This window comes from Neobacillus cucumis (assembly GCF_016908975.1).
GTDB classification, from domain to species: Bacteria; Bacillota; Bacilli; order Bacillales; family Cytobacillaceae; genus Neobacillus; species Neobacillus cucumis.
Genome location: NZ_JAFBEX010000019.1, coordinates 81736 through 103871, shown reverse-complemented (window position 1 = coordinate 103871; position 22136 = coordinate 81736). Strand labels below are relative to the sequence as shown.

21 protein-coding genes and 2 other annotated features are annotated in these 22136 nt (G+C 36.6%); of the genes, 14 read left to right on the top strand and 7 right to left on the bottom strand.

What is annotated here, in order from left to right; translation table 11 throughout:
* The first annotated feature begins 86 nt into the window (after positions 1-86).
* Entirely contained in the window at positions 87-839 is a 753-nt protein-coding gene (locus JOC76_RS22145) for a 4Fe-4S binding protein (protein ID WP_205180938.1), read from the top strand.
* Positions 840-881: 42 nt separating this feature from the next.
* Here JOC76_RS22145 and bcbE read toward each other — a convergent pair whose 3' ends face one another.
* The gene (gene bcbE, locus JOC76_RS22140) at positions 882-2159 is read right to left on the bottom strand and encodes a bacillibactin exporter BcbE (RefSeq protein ID WP_205180937.1); all 1278 of its coding nucleotides are present in this window, start codon (positions 2157-2159) and stop codon (positions 882-884) included.
* Positions 2160-2415: 256 nt separating this feature from the next.
* Positions 2416-2662 (top strand) — a binding site (T-box leader).
* Positions 2663-2698: 36 nt separating this feature from the next.
* Positions 2699-2945, top strand: a binding site (T-box leader).
* 59 nt (positions 2946-3004) lie between these two features.
* Here bcbE and trpE point away from each other — a divergent pair.
* From trpE to JOC76_RS22090, 11 genes are all read left to right on the top strand, one after another.
* A complete protein-coding gene (trpE, locus tag JOC76_RS22135; RefSeq protein WP_205180936.1) occupies positions 3005-4396 on the top strand; it encodes an anthranilate synthase component I in 1392 nt (463 codons plus the stop codon).
* The gene (locus JOC76_RS22130) at positions 4393-5004 is read left to right on the top strand and encodes an anthranilate synthase component II (RefSeq protein WP_205180935.1); all 612 of its coding nucleotides are present in this window, start codon (positions 4393-4395) and stop codon (positions 5002-5004) included. Before trpE ends, JOC76_RS22130 begins: the two co-directional genes overlap by 4 nt.
* Entirely contained in the window at positions 4976-6001 is a 1026-nt protein-coding gene (gene trpD, locus JOC76_RS22125) for an anthranilate phosphoribosyltransferase (protein ID WP_205180934.1), read from the top strand. The genes JOC76_RS22130 and trpD overlap by 29 nt, the downstream gene beginning before the upstream one ends.
* Positions 6002-6793 (top strand): indole-3-glycerol phosphate synthase TrpC, encoded by a 792-nt coding sequence (trpC, locus tag JOC76_RS22120; protein ID WP_205180933.1) that lies wholly within the window; start codon positions 6002-6004, stop codon positions 6791-6793.
* Positions 6790-7419, top strand: coding sequence for a phosphoribosylanthranilate isomerase (locus tag JOC76_RS22115; protein ID WP_205180932.1), 630 nt, complete (start codon positions 6790-6792; stop codon positions 7417-7419). Before trpC ends, JOC76_RS22115 begins: the two co-directional genes overlap by 4 nt.
* Positions 7419-8618: a tryptophan synthase subunit beta gene (trpB, locus tag JOC76_RS22110; protein ID WP_205180931.1), complete on the top strand. Its 1200-nt coding sequence runs from the start codon at positions 7419-7421 to the stop codon at positions 8616-8618. Before JOC76_RS22115 ends, trpB begins: the two co-directional genes overlap by 1 nt.
* A 1-nt stretch (position 8619) precedes the next feature.
* Entirely contained in the window at positions 8620-9402 is a 783-nt protein-coding gene (gene trpA / locus JOC76_RS22105) for a tryptophan synthase subunit alpha (RefSeq protein ID WP_205180930.1), read from the top strand.
* Positions 9403-9650: 248 nt separating this feature from the next.
* Positions 9651-10718: a tRNA 2-selenouridine(34) synthase MnmH gene (gene mnmH, locus JOC76_RS22100; protein WP_205180929.1), complete on the top strand. Its 1068-nt coding sequence runs from the start codon at positions 9651-9653 to the stop codon at positions 10716-10718.
* A 200-nt stretch (positions 10719-10918) separates the two neighbouring features.
* Positions 10919-11047 carry a hypothetical protein gene (locus JOC76_RS30575; protein ID WP_275591397.1) on the top strand — a complete coding sequence of 43 codons (129 nt, stop codon included), beginning with the start codon at positions 10919-10921 and terminating at the stop codon, positions 11045-11047.
* 28 nt (positions 11048-11075) lie between these two features.
* On the top strand, positions 11076-11753 hold the full coding sequence (locus JOC76_RS22095) for a response regulator transcription factor (RefSeq protein ID WP_205180928.1): 678 nt from the start codon (positions 11076-11078) through the stop codon (positions 11751-11753).
* Entirely contained in the window at positions 11750-13153 is a 1404-nt protein-coding gene (locus JOC76_RS22090; RefSeq protein WP_205180927.1) for a HAMP domain-containing sensor histidine kinase, read from the top strand. Before JOC76_RS22095 ends, JOC76_RS22090 begins: the two co-directional genes overlap by 4 nt.
* A gap of 115 nt (positions 13154-13268) precedes the next feature.
* On the opposite strand, the gene sda is transcribed toward JOC76_RS22090, so the two are convergent.
* Entirely contained in the window at positions 13269-13400 is a 132-nt protein-coding gene (gene sda, locus JOC76_RS22085) for a sporulation histidine kinase inhibitor Sda (RefSeq protein ID WP_372441993.1), read from the bottom strand.
* 245 nt (positions 13401-13645) lie between these two features.
* Here sda and JOC76_RS22080 point away from each other — a divergent pair, with 245 nt between their 5' ends.
* Positions 13646-13849, top strand: coding sequence for a DUF6501 family protein (locus JOC76_RS22080; protein ID WP_205180925.1), 204 nt, complete (start codon positions 13646-13648; stop codon positions 13847-13849).
* A gap of 45 nt (positions 13850-13894) precedes the next feature.
* Here JOC76_RS22080 and yidC read toward each other — a convergent pair whose 3' ends face one another.
* From yidC to JOC76_RS22055, 5 genes are all read right to left on the bottom strand, one after another.
* Entirely contained in the window at positions 13895-14692 is a 798-nt protein-coding gene (gene yidC, locus JOC76_RS22075) for a membrane protein insertase YidC (protein ID WP_205180924.1), read from the bottom strand.
* An 8-nt stretch (positions 14693-14700) separates the two neighbouring features.
* Positions 14701-15018, bottom strand: a complete 318-nt coding sequence (locus JOC76_RS22070; RefSeq protein WP_205180923.1) for a hypothetical protein — start codon at positions 15016-15018, stop codon at positions 14701-14703.
* 159 nt (positions 15019-15177) lie between these two features.
* Positions 15178-15930, bottom strand: coding sequence for a pyruvate formate-lyase-activating protein (pflA, locus tag JOC76_RS22065; RefSeq protein WP_205180956.1), 753 nt, complete (start codon positions 15928-15930; stop codon positions 15178-15180).
* Positions 15931-15993: 63 nt separating this feature from the next.
* The gene (gene pflB, locus JOC76_RS22060; RefSeq protein ID WP_205180922.1) at positions 15994-18219 is read right to left on the bottom strand and encodes a formate C-acetyltransferase; all 2226 of its coding nucleotides are present in this window, start codon (positions 18217-18219) and stop codon (positions 15994-15996) included.
* A gap of 600 nt (positions 18220-18819) precedes the next feature.
* Positions 18820-19266: a cupredoxin domain-containing protein gene (locus JOC76_RS22055; RefSeq protein WP_205180921.1), complete on the bottom strand. Its 447-nt coding sequence runs from the start codon at positions 19264-19266 to the stop codon at positions 18820-18822.
* A 250-nt stretch (positions 19267-19516) separates the two neighbouring features.
* Between JOC76_RS22055 and mprF the strand changes: the two genes are divergently transcribed.
* The gene (mprF, locus tag JOC76_RS22050) at positions 19517-22042 is read left to right on the top strand and encodes a bifunctional lysylphosphatidylglycerol flippase/synthetase MprF (RefSeq protein ID WP_239557888.1); all 2526 of its coding nucleotides are present in this window, start codon (positions 19517-19519) and stop codon (positions 22040-22042) included.
* Positions 22043-22136 lie beyond the last annotated feature (94 nt).

The following is a 22136-nucleotide window of genomic DNA, read 5'->3' as shown; positions in this document are numbered from 1 at the left end:
GAAAGAGACACACCCGCTCGACCTGCAGTGTTTGTGCGGATAGCTGTCCCATGGAAGCAATTCATATTACATCAGAATCGATTAAAATGGATTTACAACATTGCAATTCTTGCGGAGATTGCTTGATTGCATGTCCGCTTTCTGCTATACAGGGGATTTTAGAGTCAAGGGAATTCGATAAGGACAGTCTTGTCTATAATGACTCCTATACTCCTTTGATAAAGGAATTACTGATTTACAAAAAAAGGGGGGTGACCACTGTTAGGTCAGAATCAACCCTTGATAATCAAAAGTGGATAAAAGTTATTAATAATGCCAATGATATCCTGGTGAAACTTGATGAAAACACGATTAAATTAAATGAAAACAGAGAAGAAAAGGAATTAACAAGGAGGGCTTTTTTTTCTTCTTTACGTAAAGAGGGCTATCAGTTGGCCAAAAACATGACCCCCGCAACTTGGAAAATGGAAGCAAAGAAATGGAATATAACGCGCTATTTTCCTGATTATCAATTCTTTCAAGTGCGTTTAGAACAAGAAAAGTGTACATTTTGTCAAATGTGTTTTTCTTTCTGTTCACAAAAAGTGTTTATTTTACATGAAGGTTTTTTACAAGTTGAAAATGAAAAGTGCGTAAATTGTTATGATTGTAGGGATATTTGTCCGGAGAATGCCTTGAAAATTGAACTAAAAATAAATAAAAAATATATAGCACAACACCCATTTCATACAAAAAACTGCCAAACCTGCGGAAAAATGTTCTCAACATTCGATCCAAATATACAGAAGTGCCCCATATGTCATGATAGGGATCCAGAATGGTTAAGTCCTTATCAATAAACGAAAAAATAACAAAAAGTGCTGAGGTTTTCTCAGCACTTTTCAACTTGTAGCTTTAGGTTTGACCGCAATCATAGTAATAATTGCAGCAAGAAGACTTAAACTGCTTAGGACAATAAAAATCCAATGACTGGCATATTCCAATAAAACGGCTATTAACGGTGGGCCAGCGGCAACCCCGATAAACCGCATTGAACTGTAGATGGATGATATGGTACCACGTTCTTCTTTTTCAATACCTTCTGTAATTAATGCGTCCAGACAAGGAAGACTTAACCCAATGCCTACACCCGTAATGAGAAACATCGCAAGCATGTACCAAAGTTTTATCGAAAACCATAATGCGGCAATTGAAAGGGCAGCAGCAATAATACTAATTAGGGTAATCCATTTCATTAAGACTTTATTTTTCTTTATAATCTTCCCACTTATAAAAGAGGCTAAACACAATGCTCCAAGAGGCAATGCTAAAAAGACTCCTTTTTTTAGATCCTTAATCCCATATTCTTTCTCAAAGATTTCCGATAGGTAAAACAAAATACCAAACAAGACAAGCATCAGTATACCGCCAATAAAAAAGATGGCATACAGCCAACGTCCTTTTTCAGTAAAAGTTTTTTTAACATTCGTAAAAAATTGTTTGAATGGAATTGGTTCTTGATTACTCTTAGGACATTTTACAAGAAATATCATTAAAATAACTGAAATGACACAAAAAACAGGGATTGAAAAAAATGGTAAAAACCAGATAAATCCTGCAAGAAAGGCTCCGAGTATAGGGCTTAAAACTTTCCCAAAAGTATTAGACGTTTCAATTAGACCTAAACAGCTGCTAACATCATCTTCGCTTTTAAACATGTCGCCTACTAAAGGCAGTACAATGGGCATGGCCCCGGCAGCTCCTACACCCTGAAGGGCTCGACCGACTAAAATAAGCCAATAGGCATCCGTTAGCTTCCATGCAGCCCACCAAGAAATCAGCCCGCCAACCGCTGCAATCAGCAGACTTGGGATTATAACCTTTTTTCTGCCGATATGGTCGGATATGTATCCGGCAACAGGAATTAAGAAAATGGCAACAATGGAATAAACCGTAATAATCATACTTGTTTGAAAGGAAGTGATGGATAATTCCTTCTCCATAGAAGGTAATACTGGAATCAACATTGAATTTCCTAAAGTCATGACTAAAGGAATGGAAGACAGCGAAACGATTGCCCATTTTTGTTTGGAAATTTCACTTTGCTTTTTTTGGTCAGCCGTCGATTGTTTCTTTTTTGCTGCCTTTTGGTTTTGGCTTAATCGTTCAATATGTTCCATGAATCTTCTATCCCGCCTTCATTTTTTGCTCTCAACTATCTACGCCGAAGAGACATGTTTGCTTACTAAAGTTAATATTGGCTTTTTTCTTTCAAAAAAAACAGACTTAAGGTATCCTTTAAATGGAAGTGAACAAATAAAATCAATCAATGTCAATGAGAAATGTATATAAAATAATTAATTGTGAATTTTAAAAAAACAATCTCTTGACTTAAGTAGTAAAATTAGATAAGATACTAATCAATAAAGCAAATCATGAAGGGCATTGACGAAGAGTAGTAACTTATACGGATTCTTAAGAGAGCTGATGGTTGGTGAAAATCAGTGTAGACGTTTAAGCGAATGGACTTCCGAGCCTCCAAACCGAACCCTTTTAGGCAGTAGGCTTTGGCGAAGATCTCATCGTTACAAGAGACAGGTATTCAAGCATTTCTGCTTCGATATCGGTTGAGTGAGCTAATTTTAGCTAATGAAGGTGGCACCACGGGTCTTCCGTCCTTTTAGGATGGGGGACCCTTTTTGTTTTTAAATAAATACTTTACAACTCGTTGAGCAAGAGTAGTACACAAATTAGAATTCTTTCCAGAGAGTCGGGGAAGGTGGAAGCCCGATATGAATGAATTTGTAGAATGGACTTGTGAGAGGTGTCTTGAACCTTAGTAGGGATGCCCGGATTCCCCCGTTAAAAGGATAGGATATCGAATACTGTGTATTCTGTATCCGAAAGAGGAAGCAGTTATCTGCTTTAAAGAGAGGTGGTACCACGGTTTAAAAATCGTCCTCTATACGCGTAATTTATTTGTGCGTATAGAGGACGATTTTTTATTTTGAAAAGGGGTTGTGACATGAAGACTGCAAATGAATGTTTAATACATGAGATAAAAGGGGATACGTTAACACCAATCTCGATCCTTCAAAAAATTAGCGGAACAAAAAAATTTCTTCTTGAAAGTTCTCATAAATATAATGATTCGGGAAGATATTCATTTATTGGCGCTGACCCTGCCTTTGAGCTGATTTCTAAAGGAGAACATAATGAAATCACTTATCGTGATGGTGAAAAAAGAGTTTTGATAGGAAACCCTTTAGAAGTGATGAAACAATTGTTGCCTTTACAGGATCAATTGGAAAAATATGATTTTCCATTTATAGGGGGAGCAGTGGGGTATGTAGGATACGACATTATTAGACAGTTCGAAGTTATCGGTGGCGAATATCCGAATGGATTGGAAATGCCGGATGTGCATCTCATGTTTTTTGAAGAAGTGATCGTTTTTGATCATCTACAAGAAAAAGTAAAGATTTGTGGAATTCCACTATCTGGCAAAAGTGATTTAGAGGAAATCGAAAAGCGCTTAATACAACGGATAGAAGAGTTAAAAAAGCCAAATTATTATCAAGAGGAAGAGCCCTTTTCATTTAGCGGTTTTGAATCAGAAACCACAAAAGAAGCATTTATAAAAAGTGTCGAAACCGCAAAGGAGCATATCCTTGCCGGAGATATTTTTCAAGTAGTGCTATCAAGAAGAATGAAATCAGCCTTTGAAGGTACACCACTTTCTCTATATCGTAAGCATCGAAGCACAAATCCGACACCATATATGTTTTATATTGATTTTGATGAATATACCGTTATTGGTTCTTCACCTGAAAGCTTGATCCAAACACGTAACAACACGGTCATCTCAAACCCAATTGCCGGCACCAAAAAGAGAGGGAAAACAGCAGAAGAAGATGAGCGAATTGAACAGGAATTAGTTAACGATGAAAAAGAGCTTGCGGAACATCGAATGCTTGTGGATCTTGGTAGAAATGATCTCGGAAAGGTCTGTGAGTTTGGATCGGTTCAAATTGAGAAATATATGTCGGTGGAAAAATTTCGTCATGTAATTCACTTAGTTTCAGAGGTGAGCGGTAAACTGCATCAGGAGAAAACAGCATTAGATGCCTTAGCAGCCTGTTTGCCTGCAGGGACCGTTTCTGGGGCACCAAAGGTACGTGCAATGGAAATTATTAATGAATTAGAGAAATCAAAGCGAGGTCTTTATTCTGGTGCTGTTGGATATGTTTCCGTTAACGGGAATATGGATTTTGCCTTAGCCATCCGTACCATGATTATCAAAGATGGGGAAGCCATTATACAAGCTGGAGCAGGGATTGTATATGATTCCAATCCTGAGTCTGAATATGAAGAAACACTAAACAAGTTGAGATCCTTTTTGGAGGGTGAAAAATGATTTTATTAATTGATAATTTTGACTCATTTACTTTTAACCTTTACCAATACCTTGGAGAACTTGGTGAAGATGTGGTCGTTTATCGTAATAACCAGTTAAGTATGGAACAAATCAAAGAGTTGAATCCGAAAGCAATTATTTTATCTCCAGGACCTGGCCGTCCAGAGGATGCCGGAATCTGTATAGAATTGATTCAAACCTTCCACAAGACGATCCCTATTTTAGGAATTTGTCTTGGTCATCAAGCAATTGGCGCTGCTTTTGGTAGTGAAGTAAGAAGGGCTCATTTCATTAAGCATGGGAAAACATCCCTTATACGACATCAAGGTAAGGAAGTTTTTGCTAACCTCAATAATCCATTAGAAGTTATGCGATATCATTCGTTGACTTTAGAAGAAAGTAATCTCTCAGCGGAGTTAGAGTGTATGGCTCATTCCAATGATGATGATGAAATAATGGCCATAAAGCATAGAGAATATCCTGTTTACGGGCTGCAATTTCACCCAGAATCGATTGGAACTCCAGATGGAAAACAAATGTTAAAAAACTTTTTAAATGAAATTGAGAGGATGAGATCAAATGAAACATTACCTACTTCAATTAGCTGAAAAACAGTCTTTATCTGAACAGCAAATGGAAGAAGCGGTTGATTTTATCTTAGGAGAAGAAGTTTCCGAATCAGAGATTGCTGCCTTTTTAATGGGTTTAAAATCAAAAGGTGAAACAGTTGATGAAATTGCAGGAATCGTCAGGGCGATGAAAGGCAATACCTTAAAGTTTAATCAGAAGTTTCCGAATGTTCTGGATAACTGTGGAACTGGCGGAGACGGTTCATCAAGCTTTAATGTCAGTACTACATCAGCCTTTGTTATTGCTGGTGCAGGAATTCCGGTCGCTAAGCATGGCAATAGAAGTATCTCTAGTAAGACTGGAAGTGCAGATGTCCTTGAGTACCTCGGAGTAAATCTAAATTTATCATCCGAGCGAACCGAGGAAATCCTACACGAAATTGGGATTGCCTTTTTATTCGCTCCACACGTTCATCCAAAATTAAAAAAAGTAATGATAGTACGTAAAGCATTGAAGATTCCGACGGTCTTTAATTATATTGGTCCATTAACAAACCCAATCGAGCTGGATTATCAATTGTTAGGGGTTAGTCGCAGGGATTTATTAAATGTATTTGCCGAAGTACTCAAAAAGCTAGGACGTAAAAGGGCAGTTGTTATAAATGGTGCAGGATTTATGGATGAAGCTTCATTGCAGGGAGAAAATCATTATACCCTTTTAGAAGATGGAAAAATTACTAACCATATATTTACTCCTGAAGATGTTAATCTCCCACAATATGATAATAGCCAGATCAAGGGCGGGGACTCGCAAGAAAATGGGGAAATCCTTTTGAAAGTGCTAAAAGGGGAAAAAGGTGCTCCACGTGATACAGTAGTATTAAATGCAGGAATCGGTATTTATACTGCTGGGAAAGCCAACTCCCTAGTCGAAGGTATTGAAGTTGCCAAGGAAATCATTGATTCAGGAGCGGCATATGCAAAATTAACCGCCCTTATTGAAAAATCACGAATAGGCGAGAAAGAGGCGATTTAAGTGGAAACTATTCTGGACCGAATAATTGAACAGAAAAAAAAGGAGGTTTTACTCCTTCAAGAAAGTAAAGAAATCATTCAAGAATTTAAATATCCTAAAAGATCATTGATAGAAAAACTACAAACAGCCAATGAAATCTCAATCATTGCGGAATATAAACGAGCTTCACCATCTAAAGGCTTAATCAATAATGGCGTAGAGCCCGCTGTGCAAGCCGCTATTTACGAAAAATCCGGGGCATCTGCCATTTCTGTATTGACCGATTCGACCTTTTTTAAAGGTTCTTTCTCCGATTTAAAGTCAGTTCGAGAAGCGGTTAATCTTCCGATTTTATGTAAGGATTTTATTATCAGCCCGTTGCAAATTGATGTTGCAGCCGCTCATGGCGCTAACATTATTTTATTAATTGTTGCTGCGTTAGAGGAAAGGCAGTTACACGAATTGTTTCAATATGCAAAGAAAAAAGGCTTAGAGGTATTGGTCGAGGTCCATAACCAAAATGAATTAGAAATAGCACTTAAAACAGGCGCAAAACTCATTGGTGTGAATAATCGTGATCTAAAAACATTTACTGTTTCACTCGAAGTAACTGAACAGTTAGCTGAGATAGTGAAAAAATCAGATGCTTATCTCATTAGTGAAAGTGGTATTCATACGGAGCAAGATGCTGAGAGAGTTCGAAATGCCGGTGCTAATGGAATTTTAGTAGGTGAGGCTTTTATGGTCAGCCAGGATATAGAAGAATCTTTTCTTAATCTCCGCCTTCCACTACAAGAGGGTGTTAAAAAATGAACGTAAAAGTAAAGATATGTGGAATTATGGACAGTGAGACTGCCCTTAAAGCTGCGGAATATGGCGCAGACGCCATAGGATTTGTGTTTGCAGCAAGTAAACGAAAAGTAACACCTGAAAAAGCAAAAGAAATTGTTTCAGTATTACCAGCAGATGTAATGAAAATTGGTGTCTTTGTTAATGAAGCAAAGGAAGAAATTGAAAGGATTGCATCCATTGTTGGTTTAACCCATATTCAATTGCACGGAGAAGAACCAGCTTCATTTTCTCGGGGTCTTACGGTCCCAGTTGTTAAAGCTGTCAGTTTTGAGGGTAACGATGCATTAACCGACCTTGGTCAATATCCTGCCGAATATATTTTAATCGATGGTCCAAAAGGAAAATATCGGGGAGGAAATGGGCACGTCTTTGATTGGAAGCAGGTAAACACTTCTTACTTAGTAGGGAAAAAGGTCATTCTCGCTGGGGGGTTACATCTAGATAACGTAAAAGAAGCTGTACAAATCATTAATCCTTTTATGGTCGATGTAAGCTCGGGTGTTGAGACTAATGGAATGAAAGATATTTCTAAAATAAAAGCATTTATTGAAAAGGTGAAAACTTTACAAGTAGGGGGAAAACGATAATGAGCACCTATACATTGCCGAATGAAAAAGGCCATTTTGGCATATTTGGAGGAAGATTTGTACCAGAGACATTGATGAAGGCGGTAATTGAATTAAATGATGCCTATGAAGAGGCCAAAAAAGATCCTGCTTTTCATGCAGAGATTGCTAGATTGTTAAAAGATTATGTTGGTAGAGAAACGCCATTATATTTTGCTGACAATTTAACGAAACATGCTGGCGGCGCAAAAATTTATTTAAAAAGAGAAGATTTAAACCATACTGGCGCTCATAAGATTAACAATGCCATTGGTCAAGCGCTGCTTGCTGTTCGGATGGGGAAAAGGAGAATTGTAGCCGAAACAGGAGCTGGGCAGCATGGTGTGGCAACGGCGACTGTTTGTGCGTTATTAAATCTGGATTGTATCATTTTTATGGGTGAGGAAGATATAAAAAGGCAGGCATTGAATGTCTTTCGTATGGAGCTTCTAGGTGCAAAGGTTGTAGGCGTATCATCAGGCAGCGCCACATTAAAGGATGCGGTAAACGAAGCTTTGAGATATTGGGTAACGAATGTTGATGATACACACTACTTATTAGGATCCGCTATGGGTCCGCATCCATTCCCAATGATGGTCAGAGATTTCCAATGTGTGATTGGTAAGGAGACAAAGGAACAATTCTTAGCCATAGAGGGCACCCTTCCTGATGCAGTTGTTGCATGTATCGGAGGAGGTAGTAATTCAATTGGTATGTTTTATCCATTTATCGAGGACGAAGGGGTTCGATTAGTTGGTGTCGAAGCAGCTGGCCAGGGTGTCGAAACTAATTTTCATGCCGCATCCTTAACCAAAGGGAGCCCCGGTGTCTTACATGGTTCTTTGATGTATTTATTACAGAATGAGGACGGGCAAGTTCAGGAGGCCCATTCTATTTCAGCAGGGCTGGATTATCCTGGGGTAGGACCTGAACACAGTTACTTAAAGGACAGTGGAAGAGCTGATTATGTTTCAATTACAGATCAAGAGGCTCTAGATGCCTTTCAGCTATTATCCAAACTAGAAGGTATTATTCCTGCTCTTGAAAGCTCGCATGCGGTTGCCTATGCAATTAAACTTGCAGCTGAAATGCAAGAGAATGAAAATATTGTGATTTGCTTATCCGGACGTGGCGATAAAGATGTAGATGCTGTAAAAGCAAGACTCGAAGGGAGGAAGTAACATGAATCGATTTGAACAATCGTTTTCGGCAATAAAACAGAAAAATAAAAAAGCCTTTATTCCTTACATCATGGCCGGTGATGGAGGCCTTGAAAATTTAGTCGAGAGACTTACCGTACTTGAAAAGTTCGGTGCCACTGCTATTGAGGTGGGCGTACCTTTTTCTGATCCTGTCGCAGACGGACCGACCATTCAAGCGGCGGGTCTACGTGCCCTTGAGAATGGGACTACATTAAGAGGGATTATCAAGGAGATTGAAAAGGCTAGACAGGTAGTCTCAATCCCGATTGTTCTCATGACCTATTTAAATCCTATTTATTCTTACGGGATTTCTGAGTTTGCCCGTGACATACAGAATGCGGGGGTAGACGGCTGCATTATTCCTGACCTGCCGATTGAGGAGGAGGATATCATTGTACCCGAGTTGGAAGCTGCGAATGTGGAATTAATTCGTTTAGTAACCTTGACCACACCACTTGAACGAATTAAGAAGATCTCAAGCAAAGGAAGAGGATTCTTATATACAGTTACGGTTAAAGGAATCACTGGAGTTAGGAATGAGTACGATGCAGAATTAACGCAATTTTTATCTTCTGTAAAAGATGTTAGTGCGATTCCGGTCATGGCTGGATTCGGGATTTCAACTAAAGAGCAAATTGATGAAATCACCAAGTATTGCGATGGAGTTATTGTAGGAAGCAAGATTGTTGACCTTTTTGAGCAAGGGCGTCTTAGCGAAATGGAAGAGTTAATGTCAGCTTTAAATCAGGAATCAAAAGTCTAAAAACAAAAAGGTCCACTTCTATTTAGAGGTAGACCTTTTCTTATGAGAAGTGTAAGTGTTAATTCTTGGGTTGGTTGGATTTTGAATTTCTTGATAGCAAGGATTAACTTCTTTATAATAAGTATATAATCATAATAAAAAACCTATTTTTATGATGTTGCGTCTTGTTGAAACTTCCAGAAGTGGAAGTTTTGTTTGTTTTGTATAGAAATTATTAAAAGATCTTTTTTTGCTAGGAGCAGATAGATATGAAGGACATAACAGTTGAAGAGCTTTTAAATCTCAAGGATCCAATCGTCATTGATATTCGCTCACCGATTGAGTTTGCGGATGGAGCCATTCCTAGTGCCATTAATGTTCCTTTATTTACAAATGAAGAACGTCAGGTCATTGGTACGATTTATAAGCATGAGGGACAGGCAGCGGCTAAATGGAAGGCGATGGAATTCGTCTCTCCTAAGATTCCTGCCCTTTTAAAAACCATTAAATCCCATCAAACAGACGGCGAGTTAATTATTCATTGCTGGCGTGGTGGAATGCGCAGTAAAGCGGTCGTTACTTTCTTAGAATTTGCAGGTATTTATGCATGGAGGCTGGAAGGAGGGTATAAAGCCTATCGACACCATATCCTTGAAGAAATTCCATCAATGGTTCCAAAAAAAGCCATCGTGATCCATGGGATGACAGGTGTTGGAAAAACGGAGGTATTAAAAATATTAAAGAAAAAGGGCTACCCTGTACTTGATTTGGAAGAAATGGCAGCTCATCGAGGCTCAATCTTTGGTACAATTGGGCTTGGGGAAGGCCATAACCAGAAGACATTTGATTCACTTTTATTTAAAGGACTAACGGAAATTCAAGGGAGCGATTATTGCATTGTTGAGGCAGAAAGCAAAAGAATAGGCAAAGCAGTTCAGCCTGAAGAATTGATGGACGTTAAATTTAAAGGATTGAATATGTACATCCATTCACCTCTTGAACAACGAGTAAAGCATCTTGTTTCTGAATATGTGTTGCCTTATGAACAGGAATCATGGTATGAAGAAAAAATTACGTTAGGTATTGAAAAGGTTTTAAAATGGGTGAAGGATACTGAAATTAGGAAAACACTAACTGAGGTGCTTAATCAAAAAAATTATCAAGAAATGATTTTGACTTTACTAGTTCACTATTATGATCCTCGTTACGACCATGCTAGACAAGACTACACGGGTGAATTTATTGATGTCTTTGCTGATAACCCTGTTGACGCTGCTGAGAGGATTGTCACAAAGCTTATGGAATTATCAATTCCTCCTTTATTTAACCATGTATAACTTAAATGATGAACAAAGCACACGACCTCTCAGGCGTGTGCTTACTTATTTACCAAAATTTCTAAGGTGATTTTAATCTTTTTCTCATGACAGTTTCCATAACGAGAGTTAGGATAATGATAATCCCTCAATTATTCTACGCTAAATCAGAATAATAACTTTATAGTTACTGAAAAAAGTTCGATTAGGAGGAATACAACATGTTTTGGTTTCGATTAATCATGGTTGGCTTCTTTTCGTTAACTGCACTTTCTCTCGTATCGTACCAATCGATTGAAATTATTCATGCAGTCATTGATGTTATTCGAGATAAACATCAGTTAAAATAAATAGAAAAACATATGTGAGCGTGGGAGTATGTCCAAATTACTTATTATTGAAGATGAAAAGAGCTTGGCTAGATTTATAGAGCTTGAAATGCAGCATGAAGGCTATGAGACAACGGTTGCCACTGATGGGCGAATAGGCTTACAATTAGCGCTCGCCGGGAGTTGGGATGCAATTCTACTTGATTTACTACTCCCGGAATTAAACGGCATGGAAGTCTGCCGAAGGATAAGGCAATTCAATAAAACCATTCCGATTATTATGATTACTGCTCGTGACAGTGTTCTAGATCGTGTTTCTGGACTTGATAGCGGGGCAGATGATTATATCATCAAACCGTTTGCGATTGAAGAATTATTGGCAAGATTGAGATCGCTATTTAGAAGAGTTGAGGCACTTCAATCGAATGAGGTGACAATCCTTACTTTTAAAGAGCTTGTAGTAGAATTGGAATCATGTGTTGTCAAAAAAAGAGATGTAGTCATTAGCCTTACCAAGAGGGAGTATGATTTATTAGTTACTTTTATGAGCAATATAAACATCGTGTTATCGAGAGAAGTACTCTTAAATAAGGTTTGGGGCTATAGCACGGGCGTGGAAACGAATGTGGTGGATGTATATGTACGATACTTAAGAAACAAAATCGACGACCAAAATGAAGGGCATTATATTCATACGGTTCGGGGTATTGGATATGTCATGCGATGATTAAGAAATTTACCAGCCGTTTTAATCGCCTTCACTGGCAGACAAAATTAGTATTAAGCTGTTCAACAGCTATTTTTTTAACATTCTTTTTATTTAGTTTCTTAGAGTATCATACGGTTTCAAAATGGATGATGAACCGTGAAGAAATCGCCATCAATCGAACAATGAGTGATATAACAACATTTTACAATGTAAAGTCAAAGTATCTGAATCCGGTCAATTTAAAAAAAAGCCATGCGTTTTTAAGGAAAATGAATGATAAAGATCAATTAATTAGAGTTTATGACAAAGATGGAAATATTCTTGTTTCGGATAAAAACGGTGATTTCCCCGTTTTAGAGGCAGAGCCCTCAAAAACTAATGTTACCGAAAAAGTTTCAATTGAAGGAAATGAAGCTTTTGTAGCAAGAGCTCCTATAAAGGGAGAAAATTTTACTGGCACGGTAGAAATTGTACGACAATTAAATAACTATCGTAGAATGATGGGGAATCTTTTTGGGGTAATGACCATATTTGGTGTTGCTGCCATTTTATTAAGTGCCATCAGTGGGTTTTTACTTGCTAAACAACTGTTAACACCTGTAAGGGACCTAGCTAATGCAATGAAGCAGATCAAGGAAAACGGTTTCCGAGAAAGAATAAACGTGTATAAGCAAAGAGATGAATTAACTGCCTTGACCACTGTTTTTAATGAAATGATGGATGAAATTGAAAAGTCATTCTTACTTCAAAAACATTTTGTTGAAGATGCCTCTCACGAACTTAGGACGCCTGTGTCGATATTAGAAGGCCATTTATCCTTATTAAATCGATGGGGGAAAAAGGACCCTGCTATCTTGGATGAATCGCTTGAGGCTTCACTCCAAGAAGTCACGAGATTAAAAAAATTAATTAATGACTTGTTACATGTTACAAGAGCGGAGCATCCCAGATTAAAAAATGAAGAAATTACTGATATTTCGGAAACACTGCATCAATTGGTGAAAAATCTAGAAATCATCCACCCTGATTTTAATCTTTTTTTAGAGGTGGAGATTAAAATCCCTAAAATTCCTATTTCTAGGCAGCATATTGAGCAAATCATGATTATTTTATTAGATAATGCCATTCAATACTCAACCAATAATAAAACGATTTGGATTAATGCAAAGCAAGCAGGCGAGGACATCATTATTTCTGTAGTTGATAGTGGAATTGGCATTCCGAATGAACATTTAGCAAAAGTATTTAATCGTTTTTATCGAGTTGATAAGGCTCGGAGTCGAGAGAATGGAGGAACTGGACTAGGTTTGTCGATTGCCCAAAGGCTGATAGGAAAATATAATGGAACGATCTCGATTGAGAGTCAAGAAGGAGTCGGAACTAAAGTTCGAATTGTTTTGCCATTAACTAGCTTATAAAAACTAAGTTATTGGATGTGTGTTTGAACTGTATCCAACCAGAATAGGAATATCTTGAGTTTTGTTTAAAGACGATTAAAACCGCTGAATATGTTCAGCGGTTTTATATTTAAATTTATTTCTCAATTGCATTTTTTAGCGGTCTAAGTCCTCTGCGCTTGATTTCATCTTTTAAGAGTTTAATCCATTCCTTTTCTCCAGACTTTAATGCATTCCGATACGAAACAATTAACTGCTCGTTACTCATTATTTTCAATTTTTGAATGCCCTCCTCCTGAAAACGGATTGAATATTCAGTTTTTACTATTGTAATAGTTTATCGGTATTTTGAGAACTAAAATTTATTAAATGTAGAAAAAGGTTCACAATAAAATTAAAGACTGGGAAAAATCAAGTATGATATTTATTCCTTATAGGAAGTAATGTGTGTTGCACACATGAAGCGAAATAATTATACTAGAACTTGGACAATGATTAAAGGACGGTGCAACAATGATTCATTTAACATGGAAGAATCGGGAAACCATAAAAAAAGTAAAGTGTGTTCATACCGATGCAAAGAAATATCTTGTTCATAATGCTTTAACAACTGGGAAAGTTTATGATGTAAAAAATGAAACAGAAGAGTTTTATTACATTATTGATAATACTGGTAAAGTGGGCGGATTTTATAAAGAATATTTTCAAGATGCCTAAGGAGGTAAAAAAAGAAGCATTTGTACAATGCTTCTTTTTTTTCTGTTATTTTTGATGAGCTGGAGCCGCAGGTTGTTTAGTTTGATAAAGTTTTCTGCCTATAAATGTTTGAAGTGTTAAAAATGCTCCACCGACAACCCAGTAAAGTGGGAGGGCTGCTGGGGCATTGAAGGAAAACATAACAATCATGAGTGGTGACATCAAGCCCATCATTTTCATTTGTTGCTGCTGCGCGGTTGGCATACTTGATTGTGAAACTTTGAATTGGAAGTAATATACAACACCAGCAATAATGGTAATGACAATATCTGGCTTGCCTAAACTGAACCATAAAAATTGATGTGTAGCAATTTCTGATGATCCACGAATGGCATAATAGAAGGCAGTTAAAATAGGCATTTGAATGAGAATTGGTAAACAACCCATATTCATAGGATTAACACCATGCTTTTTATACAAACCCATCATTTCAGCTTGAAGCTCCTGCTTCTTCTTTGCATCCTTTTCGGTCTTCATTTTCTTCTGGATGGCATCCATTTCAGGTTTTAAAACATCCATTTTTTCTTTCATAACCATTTGATTTTTATATTGTCTTAACATTAATGGCATTAATACAAGTCTGATTACTAATGTAACAACAATTATCGCTATTCCATAGTTGCCATTAAAAAAATCAGCGGTTGAATGGATAATCGTTGAAAACGGGTGAACAAAATATGTTTGAAAAAACCCTGTTTTATTAGTAGTTTGAGTTTGTGATGCTTGTGATGAACAAGCCGATAATAATAATGATGTCAAAATGAAAATTGCTGCAAGTATAAGTGAAGAGTGTTTCTTTTTCATACTTCCTCCTAAAAAATGTCTTTGAATTTAAGTGTTAGTAGTTGAGGAGAGGAATTGGGTTCGTCCGAATCTTCTTGAGAGCAATCTTTTCTACGAATATATTTAACAATTCTTTTCAGAATAAAGCTGCCATTCATACCATTTTGTTTACGGTAAAATACTAACGGGTGAATAATTTTTGTATTTGCCGTTTCAGCAAGGGAACCGAAAAATGAATATTCTACACCCCAAGCCCATAAGAACTTTAATGTGATCCCAAGAAAAATACTAACATAAAGTGCATTTAGGGCATTTATATCTGAAAGGTCAATCAGCAATTGAAACAAAAATTATCACCTCACTTAATACCAATGATATGAGTATATAGGAGAAATCGAAAAGAATCAATTTAATACATGTCAAAATCCAATAATATGAAGACATTGTTAATAGTTTAAAAGTAAAACAAGTCAAAATATAGTAAGAAAAACACTGATCTTTATGAATCAGTGTTTTAATGGTGTTTCCCAATGTGCCGTCAACATCTGATAAGCAAATTCCACTTTTTCTTCAGTTGGCGGTTCAACGTGTTTTAAAGGGTATTCATGTCCAAGTGCTTCCCATTTGTAAACTCCAAGTTTGTGGTAGGGAAGAATCTCGATCTTTTGGACATTTTCAAGTGTTCCAATGAACTCTCCTAGTTTCTGTAAGTCCTCTGGATCGTCAGTAATGGATGGAACAAGTACGTGGCGTACCCAAATAGGCAGCTTACGATCGGATAAAAACTTAGCAAATTCCAAAATGTGGTCATTAGCCATACCTGTGAGTTGAATATGTTTTTTTCGATTAATATGTTTTAAATCAAGTAACACTAAATCTGTATATTTTAATAGATCTCCTAATTGTTCAATAAAGAGCTTAGAGTGGGAAAAACAACCTCCGGAGGAGTCAATAGTAGTGTGAATCCCTTTCTTTTTACACTCTTTAAATAATTCTGTCAGAAAGGGAATTTGTAATAATGGTTCACCACCACTAACCGTAATACCGCCTCCTGAAGCTTGTATGAAAGGAAGATAACTGAAGAGATCATCCATGATTTCAGAAACAGTCATTTGTTTACCGGAGCCGATTTCCCAAGTGTCTGCGTTATGGCAAAACTGGCAGCGCAATAAACATCCTTGGGTGAAAATTACATAACGAATCCCTGGTCCGTCTACTGTTCCTAATGTTTCTATAGAATGAATATTTCCCATCATGATGATGATCCCCCTTATTTTTAAGCAGGAGCCCCTAGAAAGGAGGGAGCTCCAGATTTATTGAACTTATAATGACTCGTGGAATGTACGGTTAATAACATCGAGCTGTTGTTCTTTAGTTAACTTAATAAAGTTTACAGCATATCCAGAAACACGAATGGTTAATTGTGGATATAATTCTGGATGTTCCATTGCATCGATTAATGTTTCACGATTAAAGACGTTAACGTTTAGGTGGTGTCCGTTTTTAATGGAGTAACCATCTAAAATCGATACAAGGTTAGTAACTCGGTTTTCTTCTTCTTTTCCTAATGCCTTAGGTACGATTGAGAATGTGTTTGAAATTCCATCCATTGCATATGCATATGGAATTTTCGCTACTGATGACAGGGAAGCTAATGTTCCTTTTGTATCACGACCGTGCATCGGGTTTGCACCTGGTGCAAATGGTTCTCCAGCACGACGACCATCTGGTGTGTTACCTGTTTTCTTACCGTAAACTACGTTTGAAGTAATTGTTAAAACAGATAAAGTATGAAGTGAATCACGATATGTTACATGCTTACGTAATTTTTTCATAAATGTTTCAACTACTGATACAGCAATGCTGTCAACGCGGTCATCGTTATTGCCGTATTTAGGGAATTCCCCAGAAGTTTTAAAGTCAACAGCTAAGCCGTTTTCATCACGAATAACTTTTACTTCACCATATTTAATAGCGCTTAATGAATCCGCTACAACACTTAGACCAGCGATCCCTGTTGCCATTGTACGAAGAATCTTAGTATCATGTAGAGCCATTTCGATTCTTTCGTAGCTATATTTATCATGCATGTAATGAATAACATTCAAGGTATTAATGTAAAGACCAGCAAGCCATTCCATCATTTGGTCAAAACGTTCCATAACCTCATTGTAATCAAGAACATCAGAAGTAATTGGACGATATTTTGGTCCTACTTGGATTTTTAACTTTTCATCAACTCCGCCGTTAATGGAGTAGAGAAGAGCTTTTGCAAGGTTCGCACGAGCACCAAAGAATTGCATTTGCTTGCCGATTTCCATTGCAGATACACAACAAGCAATACCATAATCATCACCGTATTCAGGGCGCATAATGTCATCATTTTCATATTGGATAGAACTTGTTTTGATTGACATGTTCGCACAATATCTTTTGAAGTTTTCAGGTAGCTGTGAAGACCATAATACAGTTAAGTTTGGTTCAGGAGCAGGTCCTAAATTATCTAATGAATGAAGGAAACGGAATGAGTTTTTCGTTACAAGTGAACGTCCATCTTGTGCCATTCCTCCGATAGATTCTGTTACCCATGTAGGGTCACCACTAAATAATTCATTATAATCAGGTGTGCGTGCAAATTTTACTAAACGAAGCTTCATAATAAAATGATCAACGATTTCTTGAGCTTCAGTCTCAGTTAATGTACCATTTTCTAAATCTCTTTCAATATAAATATCTAAGAATGTTGAAGTACGGCCAAGGCTCATTGCAGCACCGTTTTGCTCTTTAATTGCAGCTAAGTAGCCAAGGTATAACCATTGGAATGCTTCTTGCGCATTTTGAGCAGGGCGAGATAAGTCAAATCCATAACTTTTTCCTAGTTCTTTTAATTCATTTAATGCACGGATTTGTTCTGCAAGTTCTTCACGAAGTTGGATATTTTCTGCAGTCATCACGCTGCTAGTATTCTTTTTATCTACTTGTTTTTGTTTAATTAGGAAATCCACACCATATAATGCAAGACGACGATAGTCACCAATAATACGTCCACGGCCATATGCGTCAGGAAGACCTGTGATAATAGCAGCTTTACGAGCAAGCGCCATTTCATCTGTATAAGCATCAAAAACGCCTTGGTTATGAGTTTTGCGGAATTCAGTAAAGATCTTTTCGATTTCTGGATTTAATTCATAGCCATAAGAAGCACAAGCTTGTTTTGCCATCCGAATACCGCCGAAAGGCTGAAGTGAACGATTAAAAGGCTTATCAGTTTGAACACCAACGACTTTTTCGAGTTCTTCGTCTAAATAGCCAGGACCATGTGATGTAATGGTAGATACTGTTTCAGTGTCCATATCAAGGACACCGCCATTTTCACGTTCTTGCTTTGTCAATAGCATTACTTGTTCCCAAAGTTTGTTGGTAGCATCTGTTCCACCAGCTAGAAAGGAGTCATCTCCTTCATATTGTTTGTAGTTTCTTAAAATAAAGTCACGAACGTTTACTTCTTTGGACCAAGTACCTTTAATAAATCCTTGCCATTGTTCCATTGTTTTTCACCTCGTATATTAGTAAAGAATATATAACAGAAAGTTATTTGATTCATGAGATAAGTATAACAGGTGAAAAACAATAAATATCATGGGAATTGTTAAGATATTGTGAACCGTTGAAAATAATGGTTTTGAAGGTAGTGTTTATGAATTTTCTATGAACATTGATAATTGAAATCTTAAAACTGTATTATAAATAATGGATAAAATTTTATAACTGTTATATAGAAAGTAAACAGCAAAATCAACATCTTAATAGTGAAAACCCATGAAACAGCTCACTTTAATAATTGAAAATAACGTCTTTTAAATTAGTTTACCTTATTGAAAACACTCTGTTGATTGGCACGGAAGGCACGTAGACTCCTGCGGGAGTAAGGGGCAGGGGAGACCGCGCAGGAGCGAAGCGACGAGGGAGGCTCCCCGGCACTCCCGCGAACCGCTCGTGCCTGGAGCGCCAATCAACAGCCTTGTTGAAAAGCCAATATACACTATTAATATATAACGAATTAAAGCGATGAATTATAATAGTAATTGAATAAAATAAGAGGCTGTCGAGGTTTCGACAGCCTGAGAAGAAAAAGAAATTTTTTGCTTTTAATTAACAACAATATAGGCAATCATTGGACCATTGTGAGCTCGATCAGGATGCATTTCACAAATTAATCGATATGTTCCTTCTTTTTGAAATTGAAGTGGAACAAAAGTATCTTCTCCTTTTTTTACTGTTCCTTTAATTGAGGTACCTTCAATGTAAAATGGATGTTCAGCACCATTTATTCCACTAATAATTAAATTTACTTTTTCTCCCTTTTTCAGGATGATAGTCCCTGGGTCCCAGCGATATGCCTCAATTTCTTTTCCATCTTTCATTGTGGATTTAAATTCACCTGTAACCATGTGAATTTGACGTATTTTATCTTGTTGATTAAAAACAGTAATATCTCCAGCTTTTAACATAAACCATGCAGAAACACTGGCTAAAATAATGGCAACTGCCATGAAAAAAAGAAGGGTTTCTTTTTTAAAAACTAAAAATTTCATTCTAATACCCCCAAATAATTTGTCCTACTAAAATATTTATGCTATGAAGGCTAGAAAACTTGTCTGATTTTATTATTTTTTTGAAGAAATAACTCAATATTAACCATTTGTCTAGTATATAAAGAGATTGAACCTTAAAATATCTGACTAAGATAAAAATAAGTATTCTTAAAATAAAAGATAATTCTTTGTTTTTCAATGTGAAGAGTTTATATTTATATCAGGAATTAAAAAATGGGTGGTAATTTGGTTGGGGATTACGAAAGAAAAAGTGCTCAAAGTAATGAAATTTATTTTTCCAGTGTGTTTGTTGATTTTTGCTATTACCGAGATGAAAAAATTCACGGGTAATATAAATGTGGGTTTATTAAAAAATGAAATCGGCCAACTCCATTTTTTGCAAATATTAATAATCTTTGGTATAACTTTTGCGGCAGTATTGCCGATGGTATTTTATGACGTCATACTTGCTAAGATTTTAAAGATTAAGGTTTCAAGGCGAGAGTTGACTGAACAATCATTTATTGCTAATTCATTTTCCAATTTAATAGGTTTTGGCGGGCTTGTTGGAGCCATGCTAAGGACTTATTTCTTCCATAAGTTTGAACAAGATAAAAGGAAATTACTTGGGGTTATAGCTACGGTTTCATTATTTTACTTAACGGGGATTTCATTCCTTAGCTGGATAGTAACTATTCATTACAGTAATTACCCTCTGTATTTACATACTAGATGGCTTTATTTTGCAGTTTTGGGGGTTGGACTGTATTTACCCATTTTTTTAACTATACATGTATTTCAGACAAGTAAAGATAAAAATCACATCGGAATGTTAAAAACGATGATTCAGTTAGTTATGGTTTCGGTGATTGAATGGTTTGCGGTGTTTGCAAGCATATTTATTTTAACGATAATTCTAGGGTTTCATATCTCATTCTTTGATTTATTTCCTGTTTATATTGGGGCTGCCTGTGCAGGAATTATCAGTATGATTCCGGGGGGTTTAGGCTCTTTCGATTTAGTGTTTCTCTGGGGGATGCAGGATTTACATTATCCTGAAGAAAAAGTGTTGGTCCTACTTCTGTTCTACAGAATTGGTTATTATTTTATTCCCTTTTTAGTTAGCTTAGTTTTTTTCGTACGATTATATTGGCAAAGATGGAATCAATTATGGAATAATCTTCCTAAGGCCATTGTTCAAGGGATAAGTCACATTATTTTAACGGTACTCGTATTTCTTTCAGGATTAATCCTGTTGTTATCTGCTAGTGTCCCAGGCATCATGTCAAGGTTAAGAATAGCCCAAGAACTATTGTCATTTCCAATTATTAATGTCTCACATCAGCTCTCAGTTGCAGCAGGGTTTTTATTATTAGGTCTTTCTAGGGGAATTGAGTACAGTGTAAAAAGAACCTATGATTTAACTATGCTTGCATTGATTCTTGCTGCATTATTTTCCATATTTAAGGGTATTGATTATGAAGAGGCATCCTTTCTGATTATTGTTGCCCTTCTGTTAAGAACAGCAAAAGGTCAATTTTATCGAGAGAGCTATGTGCTGACTTGGGGAAAAACAATCTTTGATGTAACTATCATTCTAATTGTTACCTTAATGTATATAATAATCGGTTACTTTAATTTGCCACATGCTAGAATTACCATTCCGAAAAGGCTTTTACCATATGTTATTGTCGATTATCGAGATTTATTTTCAAGTGCAATTATTGGATTAATTATTGCTTTTAGTATTCTTTTTATCGGTTATTTGATTAGCCGACCGAAAAAATGGAAACTAGAGAGATCAATTGACCACGAACAAGATATCATGAAGCATTTATCTGTTTATGAAGGCAATGTATCATCCCATTTGATTTTTCTACATGATAAATATATTTTTTGGAATAAAAAGAAAAATGTTCTTATTTCATTCCAAAAATATGCAGATAAACTAATTGTGTTGGGAGATCCTATTGGTGACAATCAGGGGTTCTCCAGTGCTATTGAAGAATTCCAAGAAATTGCTGATTTACATGGATTTACACCTGTTTTCTATCAGGTCAGTGACCGGTTGCTACCATACTTACACGGACATGGATTTGCTTTTTTTAAATTGGGTGAGGAAGCATTTATTGACCTTAGGGTCTTTCAAATTGAAGAAAAGAAGAGCGATTTCACTGAATGGAAAAGTCAATTTGTAACTCAACACTATAGTTCTGAAATCCTTTATCCACCCTATTCTAATGAATTAATAGAAGAGATTCGGCTGATTTCAGATGACTGGCTACAGGGGCGAAATGAAAAAGGTTTTTCACTCGGGTTCTTTGATGAAAATTATTTAAATAAAGCTCCCATTGCCATTGTCAGAGATGAAAAGGGCTCAATAATCGGGTTTATGAGTATCATGTATGTATATGATAACTTTAAAACGGTCTCAGTTGACCTAATAAGGGTAAAACCGTCAGTACAGAACAGTGTAATAGATTTCCTCTTCTTAACCAGCTTTGATTGGGCAATTGAAAAAGGCTATCAACGATTTAATATGGGCATGGCACCCTTATCAAACGTGGGTCTATCCCGATTTTCATTTTTGAGTGAAAAAATTGCAGCTCAAATCTTTTTACATGGTCACTTTATTGATTATTTTCCTGACATTCGTAAATTTAACGAAAAATATACATATCTATGGGAACCTAAATACTTGGCATACAGAAGAAAATCATCGTTGCCATTCGTTATGGCCCAGATTACCTTATTAATTTCCAAAAAAAGAGCATAATGTGAAACGGCTGAGGGTCCTCGCCGTTTTTTTTAGGTCTAACTTACTGCTTTTTGGGGAATTATTTTCAAATAATACTTTATTTTCACTAATA